Consider the following 19,562-nt stretch of genomic DNA (forward strand, 5'->3'; position numbering starts at 1 on the left):
TGGGAGAACGGAGTGAACCTCCCTCCCCGAGACACCGTCCTAGAGGGCGCAATGTCGCCGGATGCCCGAATCGGCACCGGATTCAAGCTCTCTCGCAGAACCACGGGATGCGATGTCTGTCAGGGAAGATGGGGAAATGTCGGGCGGGGTTCCGGGCCGGCCGAACCGGGCGCGCCGGCTGCTGCGCGGCCCGCGACCGGAGGCCGTACCCGTCCTCGTCGCCAGGGCCTGCGCCCTCGTGGGACTCCTGGACATCGCCGCGGGGGTCTTCCCGCGCTTCCGGTACAGCAGGATGCACGCCCTCGCCGAGGTGCTGCCCGGCGCGCTGGGCCCGTTCGCCGCGGCGCTGTCGCTCAGCGCCGGCGTGCTGTTGCTGCTGCTCGCGCACGGTCTGAGGCGCCGCAAGCGCCGCGCCTGGCGGGCCGCCGTCGCACTGCTGCCGGCCGGCGCGGTCGCCCAGTTCGCCTACCGGCACTCCCTGCTGGGCGTGCTCATCTCGCTCGCCCTGCTCATGGTCCTGCTGCGGCACCGCGACCAGTTCGCGGCCCTGCCCGACCCGCGCAGCCGGTGGCGCGCCCTGGCCAACTTCGTGCTCATGGGCGCCGGTTCGCTGGTCCTCGGCCTGGTCATCGTCAGCGCCCATCCCGGCCGTATGGTCGGCGACCCGAGCCTGGCGGACCGCATCACCCATGTCCTGTACGGCCTCTTCGGCTTCGAGGGGCCGGTCGGCTACCGCGGCACCACCTCGTGGACGGTCGCCTTCTCCCTCGGCGCCCTGGGCCTGATCACCGCCGTCACCACGATCTACCTGGCCTTCCGCCCCGAACACCCCGCCGCGCGGCTGACCCAGGAGGACGAGGCGCGGCTGCGTGCCCTGCTGGCCAAGCACGGCGGGCGCGACTCGCTCGGCCACTTCGCGCTGCGCCGCGACAAGGCCGTCGTCTTCTCCCCCAGCGGCAAGGCGGCGGTCACCTACCGCGTGGTCTCCGGCGTGATGCTCGCCAGCGGCGACCCGATCGGCGACGTCGAGGCCTGGCCCGGCGCCATCGAACGCTTCATGGACGAGGCCAAGGCCCACTCCTGGACGCCCGCCGTCATGGGCTGCTCCGAGACCGGCGGCGAGGTGTGGACCCGCGAGACCGGCCTGGACGCCCTCGAACTGGGCGACGAGGCGGTGGTGGACGTCGCGGATTTCTCCCTCACCGGCCGCGCGATGCGCAATGTGCGTCAGATGGTCAAGCGCATCGAGCGCGCCGGTTACCAGACCCGGGTACGACGTGTCCGTGACCTCGGCGAGGCCGAGCTGGAGCGGATCCGCCGCGCCGCCGACGACTGGCGCGGCACCGACACCGAGCGCGGCTTCTCCATGGCGCTGGGCCGCATCGGCGACTCATCCGACGGCGACTGTCTGATCGCCACGGCGCACAAGGCCGAGGCCGAACCCGGGCCGTATGGCGATCTGAAGGCGATCCTGCACTTCGTGCCCTGGGGCTCCGACGGAGTGTCCCTGGACCTGATGCGGCGCGACCGCTCGGCGGACCCCGGCATGAACGAACTGCTCATCGTCGCCGCCCTCCAGGCCGCGCCGAAACTCGGCATCGCGCGCGTGTCCCTCAATTTCGCGATGTTCCGCTCCGCGCTGGCGCGCGGCGAGAAGATCGGCGCGGGGCCGGTGCTGCGCGCCTGGCGGGGCCTGTTGGTGTTCCTGTCCCGCTGGTTCCAGATCGAGTCCCTGTACAAGTTCAACGCCAAGTTCCGGCCGCGCTGGGAGCCGCGCTTCGTGGTCTACCGCGCCTCCGCCGATCTGCCGCGCATCGGCTTCGCCGCGATGCAGGCCGAGGGCTTCCTGGACCCGGCGCAGCTGCTGCCACGTCCGCTGCGCCGCCGCAGGCCCGCACCCCGCCCGTGCGCCCATGCCCCGCGCGAACGGGAGGTGCGCGCCCTGCCGGAACGGGACGTCCGCGCGGCGTGAGGCGCGGGCCCCGGCCCGTGGCGGATTCCGTTCCGCCCCAGGACAGGCCCGGGCGGAAACCCCACCCCCTCCTCCAGCCCCGAGGGGTTTCCGCCCGGGCCGCACGCCGCCTGGAGGGCCGCGAGTGCCCGGGGGCCTACGCTGAACGTATGAGCAACCAGAGCGGACGCGGACACATCGCGGGCCTTCCGGAATGGGACCGCTGCGCGGTCATGGGCGTCGTGAACGTCACGCCCGATTCCTTCTCCGACGGCGGCCGCTGGTTCGACACGACCGCCGCGGTCAAGCACGGCCTGGAGATGGTCGCCGAGGGCGCCGACCTCGTCGACGTCGGCGGCGAGTCCACCCGTCCGGGCGCCACCCGGGTCGACGAGGCCGAGGAGCTGCGGCGCGTCATCCCCGTGGTCCGCGGGCTCGCCTCCGAGGGCGTCGTCGTCTCCGTCGACACCATGCGCGCCTCGGTCGCCGAGCAGGCCCTCTCGGCCGGCGCCGCCCTCGTCAACGACGTCAGCGGCGGCCTCGCCGACCCGGCGATGATCCCCGTCGTGGCGGACGCCGGCGCCCCCTTCGTCGTCATGCACTGGCGCGGCTTCCTGGAGGGCGGCAACGTCCGGGGCGTCTACGACGACGTCGTCACCGAGGTGGTCGACGAGCTGCACGCGCGCGTGGAGGCCGTTCTGGCGGGCGGCATCGCCCCCGACCGCATCGTCGTCGACCCCGGCCTCGGCTTCTCCAAGGACGCCGAGCACGATCTGGCCCTGCTCGCCCACCTCGACCGGCTGCACGATCTCGGTCACCCGCTGCTCGTCGCGGCCTCCCGCAAGCGGTTCCTCGGCCGGGTGCTCGCCGGTCCGGAGAGCGCCCCGCCGCCCGCGCGGGAGCGCGACGCCGCGACGGCCGCCGTCTCGGCGCTCGCGGCGCAGGCCGGCGCGTGGGCGGTCCGCGTGCACGAGGTGCGCGCGACGGCGGACGCGGTGCGCGTCGCACGCGCCGTGGAAGGGGCGCGTACGGCGGACAGCGCGCCCGGCGCGGCCCACGACCGCCAGGCGGTCGACCGCCAGGCGCTCGGCACCCCGCACACGCCAGGCGCATGCACCCCCGACGCACGCCCCGTAAACACCGGTGCCACCGGCGCACACACCTCTGAAGGAGCCCGGTGAGCGCCCCCCACACCGATGTCGAGCAGGTCGAGCTCGCCAACACCGCCTTCTACGAAGCGCTGGAGCGCGGCGACTTCGAGACGGTCTCCCGGCTCTGGCTCACCCCGGCCGACCTGGGCGTCGACGAGACGTACCACGACCCGGCGGACACCGGCGTGATCTCCTGCGTGCACCCCGGCTGGCCGGTGCTGACCGGCCGCGGCGAGGTCCTGCGGTCGTACGCGCTGATCATGGCGAACACCGACTACATCCAGTTCTTCCTCACCGATGTGCATGTCTCCGTCACCGGCGACACCGCCCTGGTGACCTGCACCGAGAACATCCTCAGCGGCGGCCCCGCCCCCGCGGAGGGCGACGAGCTGGGCCCGCTCGTGGGCCAGCTCGTGGTCGCCACCAATGTGTTCCGGCGCACACCCGAGGGCTGGAAGCTCTGGTCGCACCACGCTTCACCCGTTCTCACCGAAAGCGACGAGGACGAGGGCGACGACAGCACCGCCTGAGTGGGTAGGCGGTCCCCCAGAAGGCTCGGAAGGGGGTGCGACAGGGCCCGAAGGGACGAAGAAGTGGTTGGAATCACGGGCCCCCGGGTAGGGGCGGCTACCGACCCGTGAGCCGCCGGGTTCTCCAGGGGAAACGCACGATGAACCCTCCTGTACCCGGCCCGGACCCACGCCCCCGTGGCCCGGAGCTGTCAGTGCCCGCAGGTAGATTCGTCCGAGGCCGGTGTGCCGTCCGCACGCGGCACGGACCGGTCGCAACCGACGATTGCAGGAGTGATTCGCGTGGATCGTGTCGCGCTGCGCGGCCTGAAGGCCCGCGGGCACCACGGAGTGTTCCCCAAGGAGCGCGAGGAGGGCCAGACCTTCATCGTGGACCTCGTCCTGGGCCTGGACACCCGCCCGGCCGCGGCCGACGACGACCTGGCGAAGACCGTGCACTACGGCATCGTGGCGGAGGAGGTCGTGGCCGTCGTCGAGGGCGAGCCGGTCAACCTCATCGAGACGCTTGCCGAGCGCATCGCCCAGGCCTGTCTGAAGCACGAGGGGGTCCAGGAGGTCGAGGTCCGCGTCCACAAACCGGACGCGCCGATCACGGTCCCCTTCGACGACGTGACCGTCACCATCACCCGGAGCCGAGTATGACCGCGTCCTTCACGCAGGGTCCCACCGACCCGACCGTACAGCCGGTGCCCGCCTCCGTCGTCGAGAAGGTCGACGCCGCCGACACCACCCTGCACAACCCCAAACGGGCCGTGCTCTCCCTCGGCTCCAACCTCGGCAACCGCCTGGAGACCCTCCAGGGGGCCATCGACGCCCTGGAGGACACCCCGGGTGTGCGGATCAAGGCGGTCTCGCCGGTGTACGAGACGGAGCCGTGGGGCGTCGAGCCCGGCAGCCAGCCGTCGTACTTCAACGCGGTCGTGGTGCTGAAGACCACCCTGCCGCCGTCCTCCCTGCTGGAGCGGGCGCACGCGGTCGAGGAGGCCTTCCACCGGGTGCGGGACGAGCGCTGGGGCGCCCGCACCCTCGACGTGGACATCGTGGCGTACGCCGACGTCGTCTCCGACGACCCGCAGCTCACCCTCCCCCACCCGCGCGCCCACGAGCGCGCCTTCGTGCTCGCCCCCTGGCACGACGTGGACCCCGACGCGCAGCTGCCCGGCCGGGGCGCCGTCGCCGATCTCCTGGGCACGGTCACCCGGGAAGGGGTCGCGCCCCGCGCCGACCTGGAACTCCGGCTGCCCGAGTAGTCGTTAAGGTCGAGACGACCACCGTCGGGACGATCCGCGAGCCGGACACCCGGGAAGCCGAAGGGACACCGTGAGAGAGCTGCGCATCAGGGTGCTGGCCGGCGTGTTCGTCGTCGCCGGAGTGCTGTCCTGGGCGGGCGCCCGCCTCTGGAGCTCGGTGGGCACCCTGCCGAGCGTCCCGCTGGCCGCGCCCATCGTCCTGGCGCTGATCGCCGCCGTGCTGCTGGCCACGGCGCTCTCCCTGCGCTCCCGGCTCAAGGCCCAGCGCGAGCGCAGCCCCGGCGCCAAGGGCGTCGACCCGCTGATGGCGGCCCGCGCGGTGGTCTTCGGCCAGGCCAGCGCCCTGGTGGCCGCCCTCGTCGCCGGGATGTACGGCGGCACGGGCGTCGTCCTGCTGGAGTCCCTGGACATCCCGGCCCGCCGCGACCAGGCCATCTACGCCGGCTTCTCGGTGCTGGCGGGCATCGCCGTCATAGCGGCGGCCCTGTTCCTGGAGCGGGTCTGCAAGCTCCCGGAGGACGACGAACCGGGCGGCCCGGGGACGGCACCCGCCGCCTGACCCCGGTCCGCAACCCGACAGCGCGCTCAGTGGGCTCAGTGCGCCATGATCAGGCTCATCGCCTCGTTCCGCGTGGCCGCGTCCCGCAGCTGGCCGCGGACCGCCGAGGTGATGGTCTTCGCACCGGGCTTGCGGATACCCCGCATCGACATGCACATGTGCTCGCACTCCACGACCACGATCACCCCGCGCGGCTCCAGGATCTCCATCAGGGAGTCCGCGATCTGCGTGGTGAGTCGTTCCTGCACCTGCGGACGGCGGGCGTAGACGTCCACCAGCCGGGCCAGCTTGGAGAGCCCGGTGATCTTGCCGCTGGTGGACGGGATGTAACCGACGTGCGCGACGCCCCGGAACGGCACCAGGTGGTGCTCACAGGTCGAGTACACCTCGATGTCCTTCACCAGCACCATCTCGTCGTGCCCGAGGTCGAAGGTGGTCGTCAGCACATCCTCGGGCTTCTGCCACAGCCCGGCGAATATCTCCTTGTACGCCCGCGCCACCCGCGCCGGCGTCTCCCTCAGACCCTCACGGTCCGGGTCCTCGCCGACCGCGATCAGGAGTTCGCGTACGGCGTTCTCGGCGCGCTTCTCGTCGAACTCGCCGATCGTGCCCTCGACGTCCAGCGTCACGGGGTCGGTCATGTGGTGCCTCGTTCCTGTGTGTCGTGCATTCCCGGCGGCCGGAAATGGCGAAATGCCGCGCCCCCCAGGCTAGAACCAGGGGGGCGCGGCATCCATTCCGGGCCTGGTGGGGCCGCCGGGGCGGCCACCGGACGGGGTCAGCTGTCGGTGCGGTCCTCCTGGACCGGGTCCGGCGTGGACTCCGTGGCCGTCGACTTGGCGGTGAGCGCCGCCGACGCGCCGTTGGCGCCGTTGGTCAGCGCCAGCTCCTTCGGGGAGAGCACCGGCGGCCGGGTGGACGGCGTACGCCGCGAGGAGCCGGTCCACGCGGGCCGCGGCGGGCGCTTGACGACCGGGGCGAAGATCTCGGCGATCTCCTCCTTGCCCAGGGTCTCCTTCTCCAGGAGCGCCAGGACCAGGTTGTCCAGCACGTCGCGGTTCTCGACCAGGATCTCCCAGGCCTCGTTGTGCGCGGTCTCGATGAGCTTCTTGACCTCTTCGTCGACCAGCGCCGCGACCTCTTCCGAGTAGTCCCGCTGGTGCGCCATCTCACGGCCGAGGAACGGCTCGGTGTTGTCACCGCCGAACTTGATCGCGCCCAGCCGCTCCGTCATGCCGTACTGCGTGACCATCGCGCGGGCCAGGTTGGTGGCCTTCTCGATGTCGTTGGCGGCACCGGTGGTCGGGTCGTGGAAGACCAGCTCCTCGGCCGCGCGGCCGCCCAGCATGTAGGCCAGCTGGTCCAGCATCTCGTTGCGCGTCGTGGAGTACTTGTCCTCGTCGGGCAGGACCATCGTGTAGCCGAGGGCGCGGCCGCGGGACAGGATCGTGATCTTGTGGACCGGGTCGGAGTTCGGCGAGGCCGCCGCGACCAGGGCGTGACCGCCCTCGTGGTACGCGGTGATCTTCTTCTCCTTGTCCGACATGATCCGGGTCCGCTTCTGCGGGCCCGCCACGACGCGGTCGATGGCCTCGTCGAGCATCTTGTTGTCGATGAGCTTCTGGTCGCTGCGGGCCGTCAGCAGGGCGGCCTCGTTCAGCACGTTCGCCAGGTCGGCGCCGGTCATGCCGGGCGTACGGCGGGCGACGGCCGACAGGTCGACGTCCGGGGCGACCGGCTTGCCCTTCTGGTGGACCTTGAGGATCTCCAGCCGGCCCTGCATGTCCGGGCGGTCGACGGCGATCTGCCGGTCGAAGCGGCCGGGGCGCAGCAGCGCCGGGTCGAGGATGTCCGGGCGGTTCGTCGCGGCGATCAGGATCACGCCGCCCTTGACGTCGAAGCCGTCCATCTCGACGAGCAGCTGGTTCAGGGTCTGCTCGCGCTCGTCGTGACCGCCGCCGAGGCCGGCGCCGCGGTGGCGGCCGACCGCGTCGATCTCGTCGACGAAGACGATCGCCGGGGCGTTCGCCTTGGCCTGTTCGAACAGGTCACGGACGCGGGAGGCACCGACACCGACGAACATCTCGACGAAGTCGGAACCGGAGATCGAGTAGAACGGCACGCCGGCCTCGCCCGCGACGGCACGCGCGAGCAGGGTCTTGCCGGTGCCGGGCGGGCCGTAGAGCAGCACGCCCTTCGGGATCTTGGCACCGACAGCCTGGAACTTCGCCGGCTCCTGGAGGAACTCCTTGATCTCGTGCAGCTCCTCGACGGCCTCGTCGGAGCCCGCGACGTCCGCGAAGGTCGTCTTCGGAGTGTCCTTGGTGATGAGCTTGGCCTTCGACTTCCCGAAGTTCATCACCCGGGAGCCGCCGCCCTGCATCTGGTTCATCAGGAACAGGAAGACGACCACGATGAGGACGAAGGGCAGCAGGGAGAGCAGGATCCCGACGATCGGGTTCTGCTTGGACGGCGAGACGGTGTAGCCGTCCGGGATCTGCTTGTCCTCGTACTTGTTCTGCAGCGCGTTGGCGATGGTCACGCCCTGGTCGCCGATGTAGCTCGCCTGGATCTTCGAGCTGTCCTCGACCTTTTCGCCGTCCTTGAGCTGGACCTTGATGATCTGCTCGTCGCCGGTGGTCAGTTTGGCCGACTCGACCCTGTTGTCATTGATCGCCTGGACGACCTGGCCCGTGTCCACCGTCTTGTAGCCGCCGGACGAGCCGACGACCTGCATCAACACGACCACGGCAAGGACGGCCAGCACGATCCACATGACCGGCCCACGGAAGTATCGCTTCACGTCCATCCATACGGAGCGGTGCCGCCCCGTCCCTCCTGCCATAGTGAGTTTGATAAGACAGTTCTTCTGACGGTACCCCAGCATTGTCGCCCGAAGCCGCGCAGGACGGCTGGCAATCCCGTCTGCATGCTCCAACGCCGCGAGACCCGCCGGGGTTCCCGATCGCCCCCGCAGAGGCGCTCTGGTGGCTCAGCCGCCGTAGACGTGGGGCGCGAGCGTACCGACGAACGGCAGGTTGCGGTACTTCTCGGCGTAGTCCAGGCCGTAGCCCACGACGAACTCGTTGGGGATGTCGAAGCCGACCCACTCGACGTCGATGGCGACCTTGGCGGCGTCCGGCTTGCGCAGCAGCGTGCACACCTTCAGGGAGGCGGGCTCGCGGGAGCCGAGGTTGTTGATCAGCCAGGACAGGGTCAGGCCGGAGTCGATGATGTCCTCGACGATGAGGACGTGCTTGCCCTTGATGTCGGTGTCGAGGTCCTTGAGGATCCGCACCACGCCGGAGGACTGGGTGCCCGCGCCGTAGGAGGACACGGCCATCCAGTCCATGGTGACGGGGGTGGACAGGGCCCGCGCGAGGTCGGCCATGACCATCACCGCGCCCTTCAGCACGCCGACGATCAGCAGGTCCTTGCCCGCGTACTCCGCGTCGATCTTCGCCGCCAGCTCGGCCAGCTTGGCGTCGATCTCTTCCTTGGTGATGAGTACCTGCTGGAGGTCGGCACCCATGTCTTTCGCGTCCACCCGCATCACTTTCGGTCGTCCCACCGGCTGCCCACCCCCGGAAGGGGGGACGGGATTCAGCCTTGCCGAATCACCAGTCTGCCACCCTGCCGCTGGGCGACGACTTTGCCGGGGAGGTTGATGGCCCCCTGACCGCGCCATCCGGTGATCAGCCGGTCGACTTCCTCGATGTGGCGGGCGAAGAGAGAGCCGGCCGGGGCACCGGCCTCGATGGCCGCGCGGCGCAGGATCCGGCGGCGCACGGCGGGCGGGAGGGCGTAGAGCTTGGCGCACTCCAGCAGGCCGGCGGCGTCGCGGACGGTGGCCTCGGCCTGGCTGGCCCAGGCGTCGAGGGCGTCGGCGTCGTCGCGGGAGAGCTGGGCCGTCCGGGCGAGGGCCTCGACGACGCCCTTGCCGAGGGCCTTCTCCAGGGCGGGCAGGCCCTCGTGGCGCAGCCGGGAGCGGGTGTAGGCCGGGTCTGCGTTGTGCGGGTCGTCCCAGACGGGCAGCGACTGGACCATGCAGGCCTTGCGGGCGGTCTGCCGGTCGAGCTGGAGGAAGGGGCGCCGGTAACGGCCGCCGGCCCCCGAGACCGCGGCCATTCCGGACAGGGAGCGGATGCCGGAGCCGCGGGCGAGCCCGAGCAGCACCGTCTCGGCCTGGTCGTCGCGGGTGTGGCCGAGCAGGACCGCGGCGGCGGCGTGGCGTTCGGCGGCGGCGTCCAGCGCGGCGTACCGGGCGTCCCGGGCGGCGGCCTCTGGGCCGCCGTCGCGGCCGACGGTCACGGCGGCGGACTCGACCGGGTCGAGGCCGAGCTCGCGCAGGCGCAGGCAGACCTCCGCGGCGCGCAGGTCGGAGCCGGGCTGGAGGCCGTGGTCGACGGTGACGCCGCCCGCGCGGATGCCGAGTTTGGGCGCTTCGAAGGCGAGGGCGGAGGCGAGCGCCATGGAGTCGGCGCCGCCGGAGCAGGCGACGAGGACGAGTGGCGGGGGCGGCAGCTCGTTCCCGGTCCGCTGCGCGGAGCCGTGGTCGGTGAGGATGTCGTGGAGGACGCGGCGGACCGCCAGGCGTATCGCCGCGACCGCAGGATGGGGACCCATGTCCGGTTCCCTTCATGAAGTTTTTCGGGGGGTGAGCCCGAGTCGGTCACTCAGAGTGTGTAGATGGTGACAGAACCGGGCCGTTCCCCGAGCATTGCACGCCTGTGCACGCCTCACGCTCCCTCGGACGGGTGATTGGAGGGGCGTTCGCCTGCCGTCGGCCGGATTCGGTTCACCACGTCTCACCCCCGTGTCATGTTTCGCTCCTCCGGTGCACCCGTGCGATCCAGTCCGCCGGTTTGGCGATCTCCGCCTTGGTGGGGAGGGTGTTCGGGGAGGTCCACACGCGGTTGAAGCCGTCCATGCCGACCTCGTCGACGACGGCCCGGACGAAGCGTTCGCCGTCCCGGTACTGGCGCAGCTTGGCGTCCAGGCCGAGCAGCTTGCGCAGGGCCAGATCGAGGCGGGAGGCGCCCTTGGCGCGGCGCTGCTGGAACTTCTCGCGGATCTCCCCGACGGCCGGGACGACCGCCGGGCCGACGCCGTCCATCACGAAGTCCGCGTGGCCCTCCAGCAGGGACATCACGGCGGTGAGGCGGCCCAGGATCTCCCGCTGGGCGGGCGTCTGCACCAGTTCCACCAGGGACCGGCCGCCGTCGTCCTCCTCGGCCTCGGGGCGGCCGCCGGCGAGTGTCTGGGCGGCTTCGCGAATGCGTTCGAGGACGGTCATGGGGTCGACGTCGGTCTCCCCCAAGAACGACTGGATTTCACCCTCCAGGTGGTCCCGCAGCCAGGGCACCGCGGTGAACTGCGTCCGGTGGGTCTCCTCGTGCAGGCACACCCACAGCCGGAAGTCGTGGGGCGGTACGTCGAGTTCGCGCTCCACGTGGACGATGTTCGGGGCGACGAGCAGCAGCCGGCCGCCGCCGTCGGCACCGGTGGGGAGGTCGCGGCTCGCGGGGGCGAACGTCTCGTACTGGCCGAGGACGCGGGAGGCCAGGAAGGACAGCAGCATGCCCAGCTCGACGCCGGTGACCTTGCCGCCGACGGCGCCGAGGACCGCGCCGCCGGGGGTGGCGCCGCGGCGCTCCTGCATCTTCTCCAGCAGCGGCCGGAGGATCTCCCGGAAACCGGCGACGTTCGCGCGGACCCAGCCGGGGCGGTCGACGACCAGGACGGGGGTGTCGTGGATGTGCTCGGTGGCCATACGAGTGAAGCCCCGGACGTGTTCCTCCGAGGCCTTGGCGTGCCGGCGCAGTTCCGCGACGACGGCACGGGCCTCGTCGCGGCTCACCTCCGGGCCCGGCCGCACGAGCCGGGTCGCGGTCGCCACCGCGAGATTCCAGTCGACCATGCCGGGTGCGGTGCCACCGATGCTCGTCATGTGTCAACCGTACGTGAGGGGTCCCTGCGGGGGCAGGGCGTGTGAAGGCGGGGGTGGAGGGGGTTGGCGGGTACGAGCGGCTGCTCACGCGGTGGGAACAGCCGCCCGCGGCGGTGGCGGGCCCCCGCGCCTCAGCCGCAGCCGCAGGCCGCCAGTGCCGTCGCCGTGCGGTCCAGGGCCGACTGGGCCGCTGTCGCGTCGGTGGTGTCCGAGGCGAGGAAGGCGAAGGCGAGGACGCGGCCGGACTCGTCGACGACGGTGCCCGCGAGAGCGTTGACGCCGGTCAGGGTGCCGGTCTTGGCGCGTACGAGGCCGGCCGCGCCGTCGCCGTAGCGGCTGGTCAGGGTGCCGGTGAAGCCGGCCACGGGGAGGCCGGTGAGGGTGGGGCGCAGTTCGGGGCGGTCGGGGTCGGCGGCCTTGGCGAGGAGCGCGGTCAGCAGGGAGGCCGTCAGCCTGTCGTCGCGGTCGAGGCCGCTGCCGTCCTTGATGGCGATGCCCCGCGTCGGCACTCCCAGCTTCTTCAGCTGGGTCTCGATCGCGCGGCCGGCGCCGGCGAAGTCGGCGGGCTCGCCGGTGGCGAGGGCGGTGTGCCGGGCCAGGGCCTCGGCGATGTCGTTGTCGCTGTTGGTCAGCATCTGCTCGACCAGCACGGACAGCGGCGGCGAGGAGACGGTGGCGAGGGTGTCCGCGCGGCCGGTGGCCTTGGACGGGCCGGGCGGCGTGGTCTTGATGCCCTCGGCCTCCAGGAGGTCCGCGAAGGCGCGGGCGGCCTCCGCCGCGGGGTCGGCGTGGCGCGGCGCCGGGCCGCTGGTGGAGTCGTCGGTGCGGGCCTCGTCGGCCATCAGGGCGGTGACGCGGGCCAGGTTCTCGTTGACTCCGATGGGGTGAAGGTCGGGGCCGGCGTACAGGGTGGTGTCGTACGACAGGGTCACCGCGCGGACGTCCTGTTCGACCAGCGCGGCGGCGGTCCGCGCGGCGAGGGTGCGCAGGCTGGCGCGGCCCTCGGCGTCGCGGTCGGCGGTGAGGGTGGGGTCGCCGCCGCCGACCAGGATCAGCTCCTTGGTGTCGGGTTCGAAGACCGCGCGGGTGTCCAGGCGGTGGTCGGCGCCGAGGGCGTTCAGTACGGCGACGGCGGTGGCGATCTTGGTGGTGGAGGCGGGGGTCAGCGCCTCGTCGGCGCCCGTGCCGTACAGCCGCTTGCCGGTGGCGATGTCGACGACGGCGGCGGAGCGGTGGCCGCCGAGCGCGGCGTCGGCGAGGAGCGGGTCCAGGGTGTCGGCGAGGGCCCGGCCGCCGGGAGCCGGCTGTCCGGCGCTCTTCGCGCCGCCGAGCCCGGTCAGCACGGACGCCGCGCTGGGGGCGGGGCGGGGCCCCGCGGGGTCGGTGCCGCTCGCCCCGGCCCGGCCGGAGGCGCCGCCGTGAGATGCGCCACCCAGGTGGTCGGCGGCGGCCGCCCGGTCCCGCTCGGCCGTACGCTGACCCGTGGAGTCCCAGGGTCCCGCGGCGGTCACCACGCCGGCGGCCAGCGCCAGACCGGCGGTGGCGGCACCCGCGGTGTACTGCCAGGTCTTCACCCGCGTGATCCGTGCGACCTGCGGTGACGCGGCCCGCGCCAGCCGCGCGGCCCGCGACCCCGTCGCCGCCGCGGCACGGGCGAGACGGGGGCGCACGGCGTCCGCGACCCGCGTCAGACCTCGTGTCAGACGCGGCCCCGCGGCCTGCCAAGGCCTCAGCTCGGGCACGACCACCAGCCCCTTTCGCGATCACACAGCTGCGTGAGGGACACTTAACCACCAGAACTGTGTGTTGATCATGGAGGAGCCACCGGTGGAGTTCGACGTCACGATCGAGATCCCGAAGGGTTCGCGCAACAAGTACGAGGTGGACCACGAGACCGGTCGGATCCGCCTGGACCGCCGCCTGTTCACGTCGACCGCCTACCCGACGGACTACGGCTTCGTCGAGAACACCCTCGGCGAGGACGGCGACCCGCTGGACGCGCTGGTCATCCTGGACGAGCCGACCTTCCCGGGCTGCCTCATCCGCTGCCGCGCGATCGGCATGTTCCGTATGACCGACGAGGCCGGCGGCGACGACAAGCTGCTGTGCGTCCCGGCGACGGACCCGCGTGTGGAGCACCTGCGCGACATTCACCACGTGTCCGAGTTCGACCGCCTGGAGATCCAGCACTTCTTCGAGGTGTACAAGGACCTGGAGCCCGGCAAGTCGGTCGAGGGCGCCAACTGGGTGGGCCGCACGGACGCCGAGGCCGAGATCGAGCGGTCCTACAAGCGGTTCAAGGAGCAGGGCGGTCACTGACCTCCCCGGGCCGGCCTCATGAGGCTGCCGAACGGGCCGTACGCGCGCGTGCGGCCCGTTCGTCATGTGTGCGCATACTGAGGGCACCGGAGGTGTCGTACAGGGAGCGCTACGCAGGTGACGGACGCGGAGGACCGCAAGCCGCAGTCGGATGAGGCGAGGATGGCCTTCACGCCGCCCCCCGGCGTCGAGGTCGGAGACAGCGAGTCGGAGACCACCTCCGAGTTCGCGCTCCCGGAGGGGCTGGACGTCCCGCAGCCGCCGACCGCGGAGCCCGAGGGGTCGGCGTTCGTCCCGCCGCGCGCCTACAGCGCCCAGGAGGCGCCGCCCGCCTTCACCCCGCCCACCGGGATACCGGCGGTCAGTCTGACCAAGGACGTGCCCTGGCAGGACCGGATGCGCACGATGCTGCGCATGCCGGTGACCGAGCGGCCCGCGCTGGAGCCGGTGCAGAAGACGGAGGAGGGCGGCCCGGCCGTTCCGCGTGTGCTCGACCTCACCCTGCGTATCGGGGAGCTGCTGCTGGCGGGCGGTGAGGGCGCGGAGGACGTCGAGGCGGCGATGTTCGCGGTGTGCCGGTCGTACGGCCTCGACCGCTGTGAGCCGAACGTCACCTTCACGCTGCTGTCGATCTCGTACCAGCCGTCGCTCGTGGACGATCCGGTGTCGGCCGCCCGGACCGTGCGGCGGCGCGGGACGGACTACACGCGGCTCGCGGCCGTCTTCCAGCTGGTGGACGACCTCAGCGACCCGGAGAGCCACATCTCCCTGGAGGAGGCCTACCGGCGGCTCGCCGAGATCCGCCGCAACCGGCACCCGTACCCGACCTGGGTGCTGACCTCGGCGAGCGGGCTGCTCGCGGGCGCGGCCTCCGTGCTGGTCGGCGGCGATCTGATCGTGTTCGTCGCGGCGGCGCTCGGCGCGATGCTCGGGGACCGGCTGGCGTGGCTGTGCGCGGGGCGGGGGCTGCCGGAGTTCTACCAGTTCACGGCCGCCGCGATGCCCCCGGCGGCGATCGGGGTGGCGCTGACCATCGCGCACGTGGACGTGGCGGCGGCCGCCGTGATCACCGGTGGGCTGTTCGCGCTGCTGCCCGGGCGGGCGCTGGTGGCGGGCGTGCAGGACGGGCTGACCGGCTTCTACATCACCGCGGCGGCGCGGCTGCTGGAGGTCATGTACTTCTTCGTCGGCATCGTCGTCGGGGTGCTCGTCGTGCTGTACTTCGGCGTCCAGCTGGGGGCACAGCTCAATCCCGACGCCGCGCTGGGCAGCACCGAGCGGCCGGTGGTGCAGATCGGCGCGTCGATGCTGCTGTCGCTGACCTTCGCCGTGCTGCTCCAGCAGGAACGATCCACCGTGCTCGCCGTGACGCTCAACGGCGGCGTGGCGTGGGTGGTGTACGGCGCGATGCACTACGCCGGTGAGCAGTCGCCGGTGGCGTCCACGGCGGTGGCGGCGGGGCTGGTCGGTCTGTTCGGGCAGTTGATGGCGCGGTACCGGTACGCGTCGGCGTTGCCGTACACCACCGCGGCGATCGGTCCCCTGCTGCCGGGTTCGGCCACCTACTTCGGGCTGCTGGCGATCGCGCAGAACGATGTCGACGGGGGGCTGGGGTATCTGACCAAGGCCGCGGCGCTGGCGATGGCCATCGCCATCGGGGTGAACCTGGGGTCGGAGATGTCGCGGATGTTCCTGCGGGGGGCGGGACGGGGCCGCAAGGCGGCCAAGCGGACTCGGGGATTCTGAGCGCCGTCCGAGCCCGCGCCCCTTCGGGTCGGGTCAGTAGCCCTGGTTCTGGTTGTACGGGTACGGCTGCTGCTGGGGGTACTGCTGGTCGCCGTACGGCTGCTGCTGGGGGTACGGCTGGCCGTAGCCCTGGTCGTAGCCCTGGTCATAGCCGTACTGCTGCTGGTCGTAGCCGTACTGCTGCGGGTCCTGGGGCGGCTCGACGCGGCGGAGCTGGGTGGTGGCGTCGTCCATCACGGGGTACGCCGGCTGCTGCTGAGCCTCGTACGGCTGGGGCTCGGCCTGCTGCTGCCGCGCGGCCTTCTTGTTCTGCGAGCGGGCGCGCCAGAACTCGATGATGATCGGGACGACGGAGATGAAGACGATCAGGATCAGGATCGCTTCGATGTTCTTCTTGACGAAGTCGATGTTGCCCAGCCAGGAGCCGAGCAGGGTGACGCCCGCGCCCCAGAGGATGCCGCCGAGGATGTTGAAGATCAGGAAGGAGCGGTACCGCATGCCGCTGACGCCGGCGATGATCGGCGTGAAGGTGCGGACGATGGGCACGAAACGGGCGAGGACCAGGGACTTCGGGCCGTACTTCTCGAAGAACTCGTGGGCCTTCGTGACGTTCTCCTGCTTGAAGAAGCGGGAGTCGGGGCGGGTGAAGAGCGCCGGTCCGACCTTCTTGCCGAACATGTAGCCCGCCTGGTCGCCGAGGATCGCGGCGACGCAGATCAGCACGATGGCCGCCCACAGGGGGAAGTCCAGCTGCTTCGAGGTGATCAGCAGGCCCGCGGTGAAGAGGAGCGAGTCACCGGGCAGGAAGAAGCCGATGAGCAGGCCCGACTCGGCGAAGACGATGAGGAGGAGACCCCAGATCCCGAAGGTGTCGAGCAGGTAGTTCGGATCCAGCCAGCTGGGTCCGAGGGCGAGCGTCGTCACGGTTCCGGGCTCCTGAGGGGTGAAGGGAAGTGCGGCGTCCAGTTCGGCCGGACAAAGCTATCAACGCCACGCGCCCGCCCCAGGTTCCACCGGCCGTTCCAGGACGCACCGTGCGCCGGACGGGGCGTGGTTGTGGGTCGTCCTCACCGAAGGCTACGGGGTCCCGGCCCGGGAGCAGGGCTCCCGGGCCGGGTCGTCACGAGGAGTGCCGGGCCGCGTTCGCGGTGATCGCGTCCCTCAGGTGCTCGGCGAGACCGGGGCGCATCGCGTCGTAGAACGCCTTGAAGCGCTCGTCCGAGACGTACATCTCGCCCAGGCACTGGTGCATCTCGTAGCCGCACTCGTAGTACCAGCCGCAGATGTGCTGCCGGTGCTCCTCGGCCATGTCCATGGCGCGCTCGCCGGTCGGCGGCTCGCCGTCGGCCATCAGGGCGCCGTAGCGCTCGCTCCAGTCGGCCGCCTCGGCCTGCATGCGCTTCCAGTCGTCCTTGGTGTAGCTCGCGGCGCGGCGCTGGGACTCGGCCCAGGCCTCGGTGCCGCCCCAGCGGGCCTCCGCCTCCTCGGCGTACTGTTCCGGGTCCTTGTCCCCGAATACCTCGAACCGCTCCTCGGGCGTCAGGTTGATTCCCATCTTGCGTGCCTCCATGGCATGCTCCACGGCCGCCGCCATCTTCCGCAGCTTCTCGATCCGGGCGGTGAGCAGCTCGTGCTGCCTGCGCAGGTGTTCGCGCGGGTCCGCGGCCGGGTCGTCGAGCAGGACGGCGACCTCGTCGAGCGGGAAGCCGAGCTCTCGGTAGAACAGGATCTGCTGCAGCCGGTCGAGGTCGGCATCGCTGTAGCGCCGATGGCCCGCGTGGCTGCGCTCGCCGGGTACGAGCAGGCCGATGTCGTCGTAGTGGTGCAGGGTGCGCACCGTCACTCCGGCGAAGTCGGCGACCTGTCCCACGGAGTAGCTCACTTCCGCTCCCTTCTGGTGACGCCCTCCACGCTGCGGCCTCACGTCACGTGAGGTGCAAGTCCTCAGGTGAGGACGCCGACGAAGGGCTCGCCCTCGCCCGCGAAGGTGTAGGCGCCGCCCTCGATACGGCCGATCAGGCCGAGGGTCCAGGCGGCCTCGGCGTCGGCCGTGTGGAGCCAGAGGTTCATGATCTCGCCGATGTGGCCGAGCTGTTCGGGGCCGTCCTCGGGGACGTAGTGCTCGGTGACGGCGGCGCGCCACTCCTCGATACGGCGGACGCGCTCCTTGAGGAGGGCGACGGCCTCGGCGCGCGGCAGGTCGACCATGAAGCCGATGGCGGCGGACTTCACGTCGGTCTTCTGGTCGTACTCGGTGAGGGCCTCGCGCAGCAGGCGGAAGTACTCCTCGGTGCCGCTCTCGGTGATCTCGTACTCGGTGCGCGGGGGGCCGCCGGCCGTGGACGGGGCGATCTCGTGGGCGTGCAGCAGGCCCTGCTTGGCCATCTGTTTCAGGGCGTGGTAGATCGACCCGGGCTTGGCGTTGGACCACTCGTGCGCGCCCCAGTACTCCAGGTCGCCGCGCACCTGGTAGCCATGGGCCCGCCCGTGCTGGCGGACGGCGCCCAGCACCAGGAGTCGGATCGCTGACATGCGGCCCAGACTATGACCTGCCCCGGGCCGATCTCAGAACGGGAACCCGCTCCGGCCGTGCTGCACCGAGATCCACTTCAGGGTGGTGAACGCGTCCAGCGTCGACTCGCCGTTCAGTCTGCCGACGCCGGAGTGCTTCTCGCCGCCGAAGGGGACGAGGGGCTCGTCGTGGACGGTGCCGTCGTTGACGTGGAACATCCCGGTGTCGATGCGCTGGGCGAAGCGGACGCCCCGTTCGACGTCGCCGGTGTGGACGGCGCCGCTGAGGCCGTACGGGGTGTCGTTGACCAGGCGCACGGCCTCCTCCTCGCCGTCGAACGGGACGAGGAGGGCGACCGGGCCGAAGATCTCCTGGCGCAGCAGCGGGGAGCCGGCGGGTACGTCGGTCAGGACGGACGGCTCGACCAGGTTGTCGCGGACCGTGCCACGCAGCAGGGCGGTGGCGCCCTCCGCGATGGCCTGCTCGACCGCGCCGGAGACGGACTCGGCCTGGGAGGCGTTGATGACCGGGCCGATGACGGTCTCCGGGTCGCGCGGGTCGCCGACCTTGAGGGACCTGACCTTGGCGACGAACTTCTCGGTGAACTCGTCCGCGATCGACCGGTCCACGAGGACACGGTTGGCGGCCATGCAGACCTGGCCCTGGTGGACGTAGCGGGAGAAGACGGCGGCGTCGACCGCGTAGTCGAGGTCGGCGTCGTCGAGGACCACCAGCGCGCTGTTGCCGCCGAGTTCGAGGACGGCCCGCTTGAAGTGCCCGGCGCAGACGGTGGCGACGTGGCGGCCGATCTTGTCGGAGCCGGTGAACGAGATGACCTTGGGCACCGGGTGCTCGATGAAGGCGTCGCCGATCTCGGCGATGTCGGTGACGACCACGTTCAGCAGACCGGCCGGCAGGCCCGCGTCCTCGAAGAGCCTGGCGACCAGGGTGCCGCCGACGACCGGGGTGTCCTGGTGCGGCTTGAGGACCACGGCGTTGCCGAGCGCCAGCGCGGGCGCGGCGGACTTCAGCGACAGCAGGAAGGGGAAGTTGAAGGGGCTGATGACGCCGACTACACCGACCGGGACGCGGTAGAGGCGGTTCTCCTTGCCGGGGTCGGGCGACGGGATCAGCTTGTCCTCGGGGCGCATCGCCAGGCTGACCGCCTCGCGCAGGAACTCCTTGGCCAGGTGCAGTTCGAACGCGGCCTTCACCCGGGTGCCGCCCAGCTCGGTGATGATCGCCTCGGCGATCTCCGCCTCGCGCTCCTCGACCAGCCGCAGCACCTTCTCCAGGACCGCGCGGCGGGTGAAGGCGCCCGCGCGGGCCCAGTCCCGCTGGGCGCGCTCGGCGGCCCGGTAGGCCTGATCTATCTCGTCGACGGTGGCTATGGTGATCGAGGCCAGCTTCTCGCCGTCGTACGGATTGAAGTCGATGATGTCCCAGGAACCCGTGCCCGGACGCCACTCGCCGTCGATGTACTGCTGAGCCAGGTCGGTGAAGTAGGACGACATGTGATCCCTCAATCCCTGCCGCGCGAGCAGACAGACAGACGCGCCTGATCGTCCGTCATCGTACTTGTGTTTCAACGGAC

Annotated in this window: 18 protein-coding genes; 8 read left to right on the forward strand and 10 right to left on the reverse strand. The window is 71.4% G+C overall.

The window, feature by feature from the left end:
- Positions 1–136 precede the first annotated feature (136 nt).
- The 6 genes from ACZ42A_RS26025 to ACZ42A_RS26050 all read left to right on the forward strand — a co-directional run bounded on the left by ACZ42A_RS26025 (position 137) and on the right by ACZ42A_RS26050 (position 5,441).
- Positions 137–1,972 (forward strand): phosphatidylglycerol lysyltransferase domain-containing protein, encoded by a 1,836-nt coding sequence (locus ACZ42A_RS26025; protein WP_468529672.1) that lies wholly within the window; start codon positions 137–139, stop codon positions 1,970–1,972.
- Between the two features lie 149 nt (positions 1,973–2,121).
- Positions 2,122–3,132 carry a dihydropteroate synthase gene (folP, locus tag ACZ42A_RS26030; RefSeq protein WP_468529673.1) on the forward strand — a complete coding sequence of 337 codons (1,011 nt, stop codon included), beginning with the start codon at positions 2,122–2,124 and terminating at the stop codon, positions 3,130–3,132.
- Positions 3,129–3,632, forward strand: a complete 504-nt coding sequence (locus tag ACZ42A_RS26035) for a nuclear transport factor 2 family protein (RefSeq protein WP_468529674.1) — start codon at positions 3,129–3,131, stop codon at positions 3,630–3,632. The genes folP and ACZ42A_RS26035 overlap by 4 nt, the downstream gene beginning before the upstream one ends.
- A 282-nt stretch (positions 3,633–3,914) precedes the next feature.
- On the forward strand, positions 3,915–4,274 hold the full coding sequence (gene folB / locus ACZ42A_RS26040) for a dihydroneopterin aldolase (RefSeq protein ID WP_166001081.1): 360 nt from the start codon (positions 3,915–3,917) through the stop codon (positions 4,272–4,274).
- On the forward strand, positions 4,271–4,882 hold the full coding sequence (gene folK, locus ACZ42A_RS26045; RefSeq protein ID WP_468529675.1) for a 2-amino-4-hydroxy-6-hydroxymethyldihydropteridine diphosphokinase: 612 nt from the start codon (positions 4,271–4,273) through the stop codon (positions 4,880–4,882). Before folB ends, folK begins: the two co-directional genes overlap by 4 nt.
- Before the next feature lie 70 nt (positions 4,883–4,952).
- A complete protein-coding gene (locus tag ACZ42A_RS26050; protein ID WP_468529676.1) occupies positions 4,953–5,441 on the forward strand; it encodes a DUF3180 domain-containing protein in 489 nt (162 codons plus the stop codon).
- A 35-nt stretch (positions 5,442–5,476) separates the two neighbouring features.
- Here the strand turns inward: ACZ42A_RS26050 and folE are convergent, their stop codons facing one another.
- The 6 genes from folE to dacB form a co-directional block, all read right to left on the reverse strand.
- On the reverse strand, positions 5,477–6,082 hold the full coding sequence (gene folE / locus ACZ42A_RS26055; RefSeq protein WP_468529677.1) for a GTP cyclohydrolase I FolE: 606 nt from the start codon (positions 6,080–6,082) through the stop codon (positions 5,477–5,479).
- A 137-nt stretch (positions 6,083–6,219) separates the two neighbouring features.
- Complete coding sequence (ftsH, locus tag ACZ42A_RS26060; protein ID WP_468529884.1) at positions 6,220–8,250, reverse strand: ATP-dependent zinc metalloprotease FtsH; 2,031 nt, start codon at positions 8,248–8,250, stop codon at positions 6,220–6,222.
- 183 nt (positions 8,251–8,433) lie between these two features.
- Complete coding sequence (gene hpt / locus ACZ42A_RS26065) at positions 8,434–8,994, reverse strand: hypoxanthine phosphoribosyltransferase (RefSeq protein ID WP_031165039.1); 561 nt, start codon at positions 8,992–8,994, stop codon at positions 8,434–8,436.
- Between the two features lie 50 nt (positions 8,995–9,044).
- Entirely contained in the window at positions 9,045–10,067 is a 1,023-nt protein-coding gene (gene tilS / locus ACZ42A_RS26070) for a tRNA lysidine(34) synthetase TilS (protein WP_468529678.1), read from the reverse strand.
- Positions 10,068–10,260: 193 nt separating this feature from the next.
- Positions 10,261–11,391, reverse strand: coding sequence for a zinc-dependent metalloprotease (locus tag ACZ42A_RS26075; RefSeq protein ID WP_468529679.1), 1,131 nt, complete (start codon positions 11,389–11,391; stop codon positions 10,261–10,263).
- Between the two features lie 131 nt (positions 11,392–11,522).
- Positions 11,523–13,139: a D-alanyl-D-alanine carboxypeptidase/D-alanyl-D-alanine endopeptidase gene (gene dacB / locus ACZ42A_RS26080; RefSeq protein ID WP_468529680.1), complete on the reverse strand. Its 1,617-nt coding sequence runs from the start codon at positions 13,137–13,139 to the stop codon at positions 11,523–11,525.
- Between the two features lie 79 nt (positions 13,140–13,218).
- Between dacB and ACZ42A_RS26085 the strand changes: the two genes are divergently transcribed.
- Both ACZ42A_RS26085 and ACZ42A_RS26090 read left to right on the forward strand, forming a co-directional pair.
- Positions 13,219–13,710 (forward strand): inorganic diphosphatase, encoded by a 492-nt coding sequence (locus ACZ42A_RS26085; RefSeq protein WP_029381130.1) that lies wholly within the window; start codon positions 13,219–13,221, stop codon positions 13,708–13,710.
- Positions 13,711–13,827: 117 nt separating this feature from the next.
- Positions 13,828–15,456 (forward strand): threonine/serine exporter family protein, encoded by a 1,629-nt coding sequence (locus tag ACZ42A_RS26090; RefSeq protein WP_468529681.1) that lies wholly within the window; start codon positions 13,828–13,830, stop codon positions 15,454–15,456.
- A gap of 33 nt (positions 15,457–15,489) precedes the next feature.
- Here ACZ42A_RS26090 and ACZ42A_RS26095 read toward each other — a convergent pair whose 3' ends face one another.
- From ACZ42A_RS26095 to ACZ42A_RS26110, 4 genes are all read right to left on the reverse strand, one after another.
- On the reverse strand, positions 15,490–16,380 hold the full coding sequence (locus ACZ42A_RS26095) for a DedA family protein (RefSeq protein ID WP_468529682.1): 891 nt from the start codon (positions 16,378–16,380) through the stop codon (positions 15,490–15,492).
- Positions 16,381–16,576: 196 nt separating this feature from the next.
- The gene (locus ACZ42A_RS26100; protein WP_468529683.1) at positions 16,577–17,338 is read right to left on the reverse strand and encodes a MerR family transcriptional regulator; all 762 of its coding nucleotides are present in this window, start codon (positions 17,336–17,338) and stop codon (positions 16,577–16,579) included.
- A gap of 62 nt (positions 17,339–17,400) precedes the next feature.
- Complete coding sequence (locus tag ACZ42A_RS26105; RefSeq protein ID WP_468529684.1) at positions 17,401–17,988, reverse strand: PadR family transcriptional regulator; 588 nt, start codon at positions 17,986–17,988, stop codon at positions 17,401–17,403.
- Positions 17,989–18,021: 33 nt separating this feature from the next.
- Positions 18,022–19,482, reverse strand: a complete 1,461-nt coding sequence (locus ACZ42A_RS26110) for an aldehyde dehydrogenase family protein (protein ID WP_468529685.1) — start codon at positions 19,480–19,482, stop codon at positions 18,022–18,024.
- Positions 19,483–19,562 lie beyond the last annotated feature (80 nt).

The sequence above is a fragment of the Streptomyces sp. NPDC030838 genome (assembly GCF_055572035.1).

Coding starts and splice junctions, on each gene's coding strand:
- ACZ42A_RS26025 (WP_468529672.1), top strand. CDS start 137: ATGTCGGGCGGGGTTCCGGGCCGGCCGAACCGGGCGCGCCGGCTGCTG.
- folP (WP_468529673.1), top strand. CDS start 2,122: ATGAGCAACCAGAGCGGACGCGGACACATCGCGGGCCTTCCGGAATGG.
- folK (WP_468529675.1), top strand. CDS start 4,271: ATGACCGCGTCCTTCACGCAGGGTCCCACCGACCCGACCGTACAGCCG.
- folE (WP_468529677.1), bottom strand. CDS start 6,082: ATGACCGACCCCGTGACGCTGGACGTCGAGGGCACGATCGGCGAGTTC.
- ftsH (WP_468529884.1), bottom strand. CDS start 8,250: ATGGACGTGAAGCGATACTTCCGTGGGCCGGTCATGTGGATCGTGCTG.
- hpt (WP_031165039.1), bottom strand. CDS start 8,994: ATGCGGGTGGACGCGAAAGACATGGGTGCCGACCTCCAGCAGGTACTC.
- tilS (WP_468529678.1), bottom strand. CDS start 10,067: ATGGGTCCCCATCCTGCGGTCGCGGCGATACGCCTGGCGGTCCGCCGC.
- ACZ42A_RS26075 (WP_468529679.1), bottom strand. CDS start 11,391: ATGACGAGCATCGGTGGCACCGCACCCGGCATGGTCGACTGGAATCTC.
- ACZ42A_RS26105 (WP_468529684.1), bottom strand. CDS start 17,988: ATGTCAGCGATCCGACTCCTGGTGCTGGGCGCCGTCCGCCAGCACGGG.
- ACZ42A_RS26110 (WP_468529685.1), bottom strand. CDS start 19,482: ATGTCGTCCTACTTCACCGACCTGGCTCAGCAGTACATCGACGGCGAG.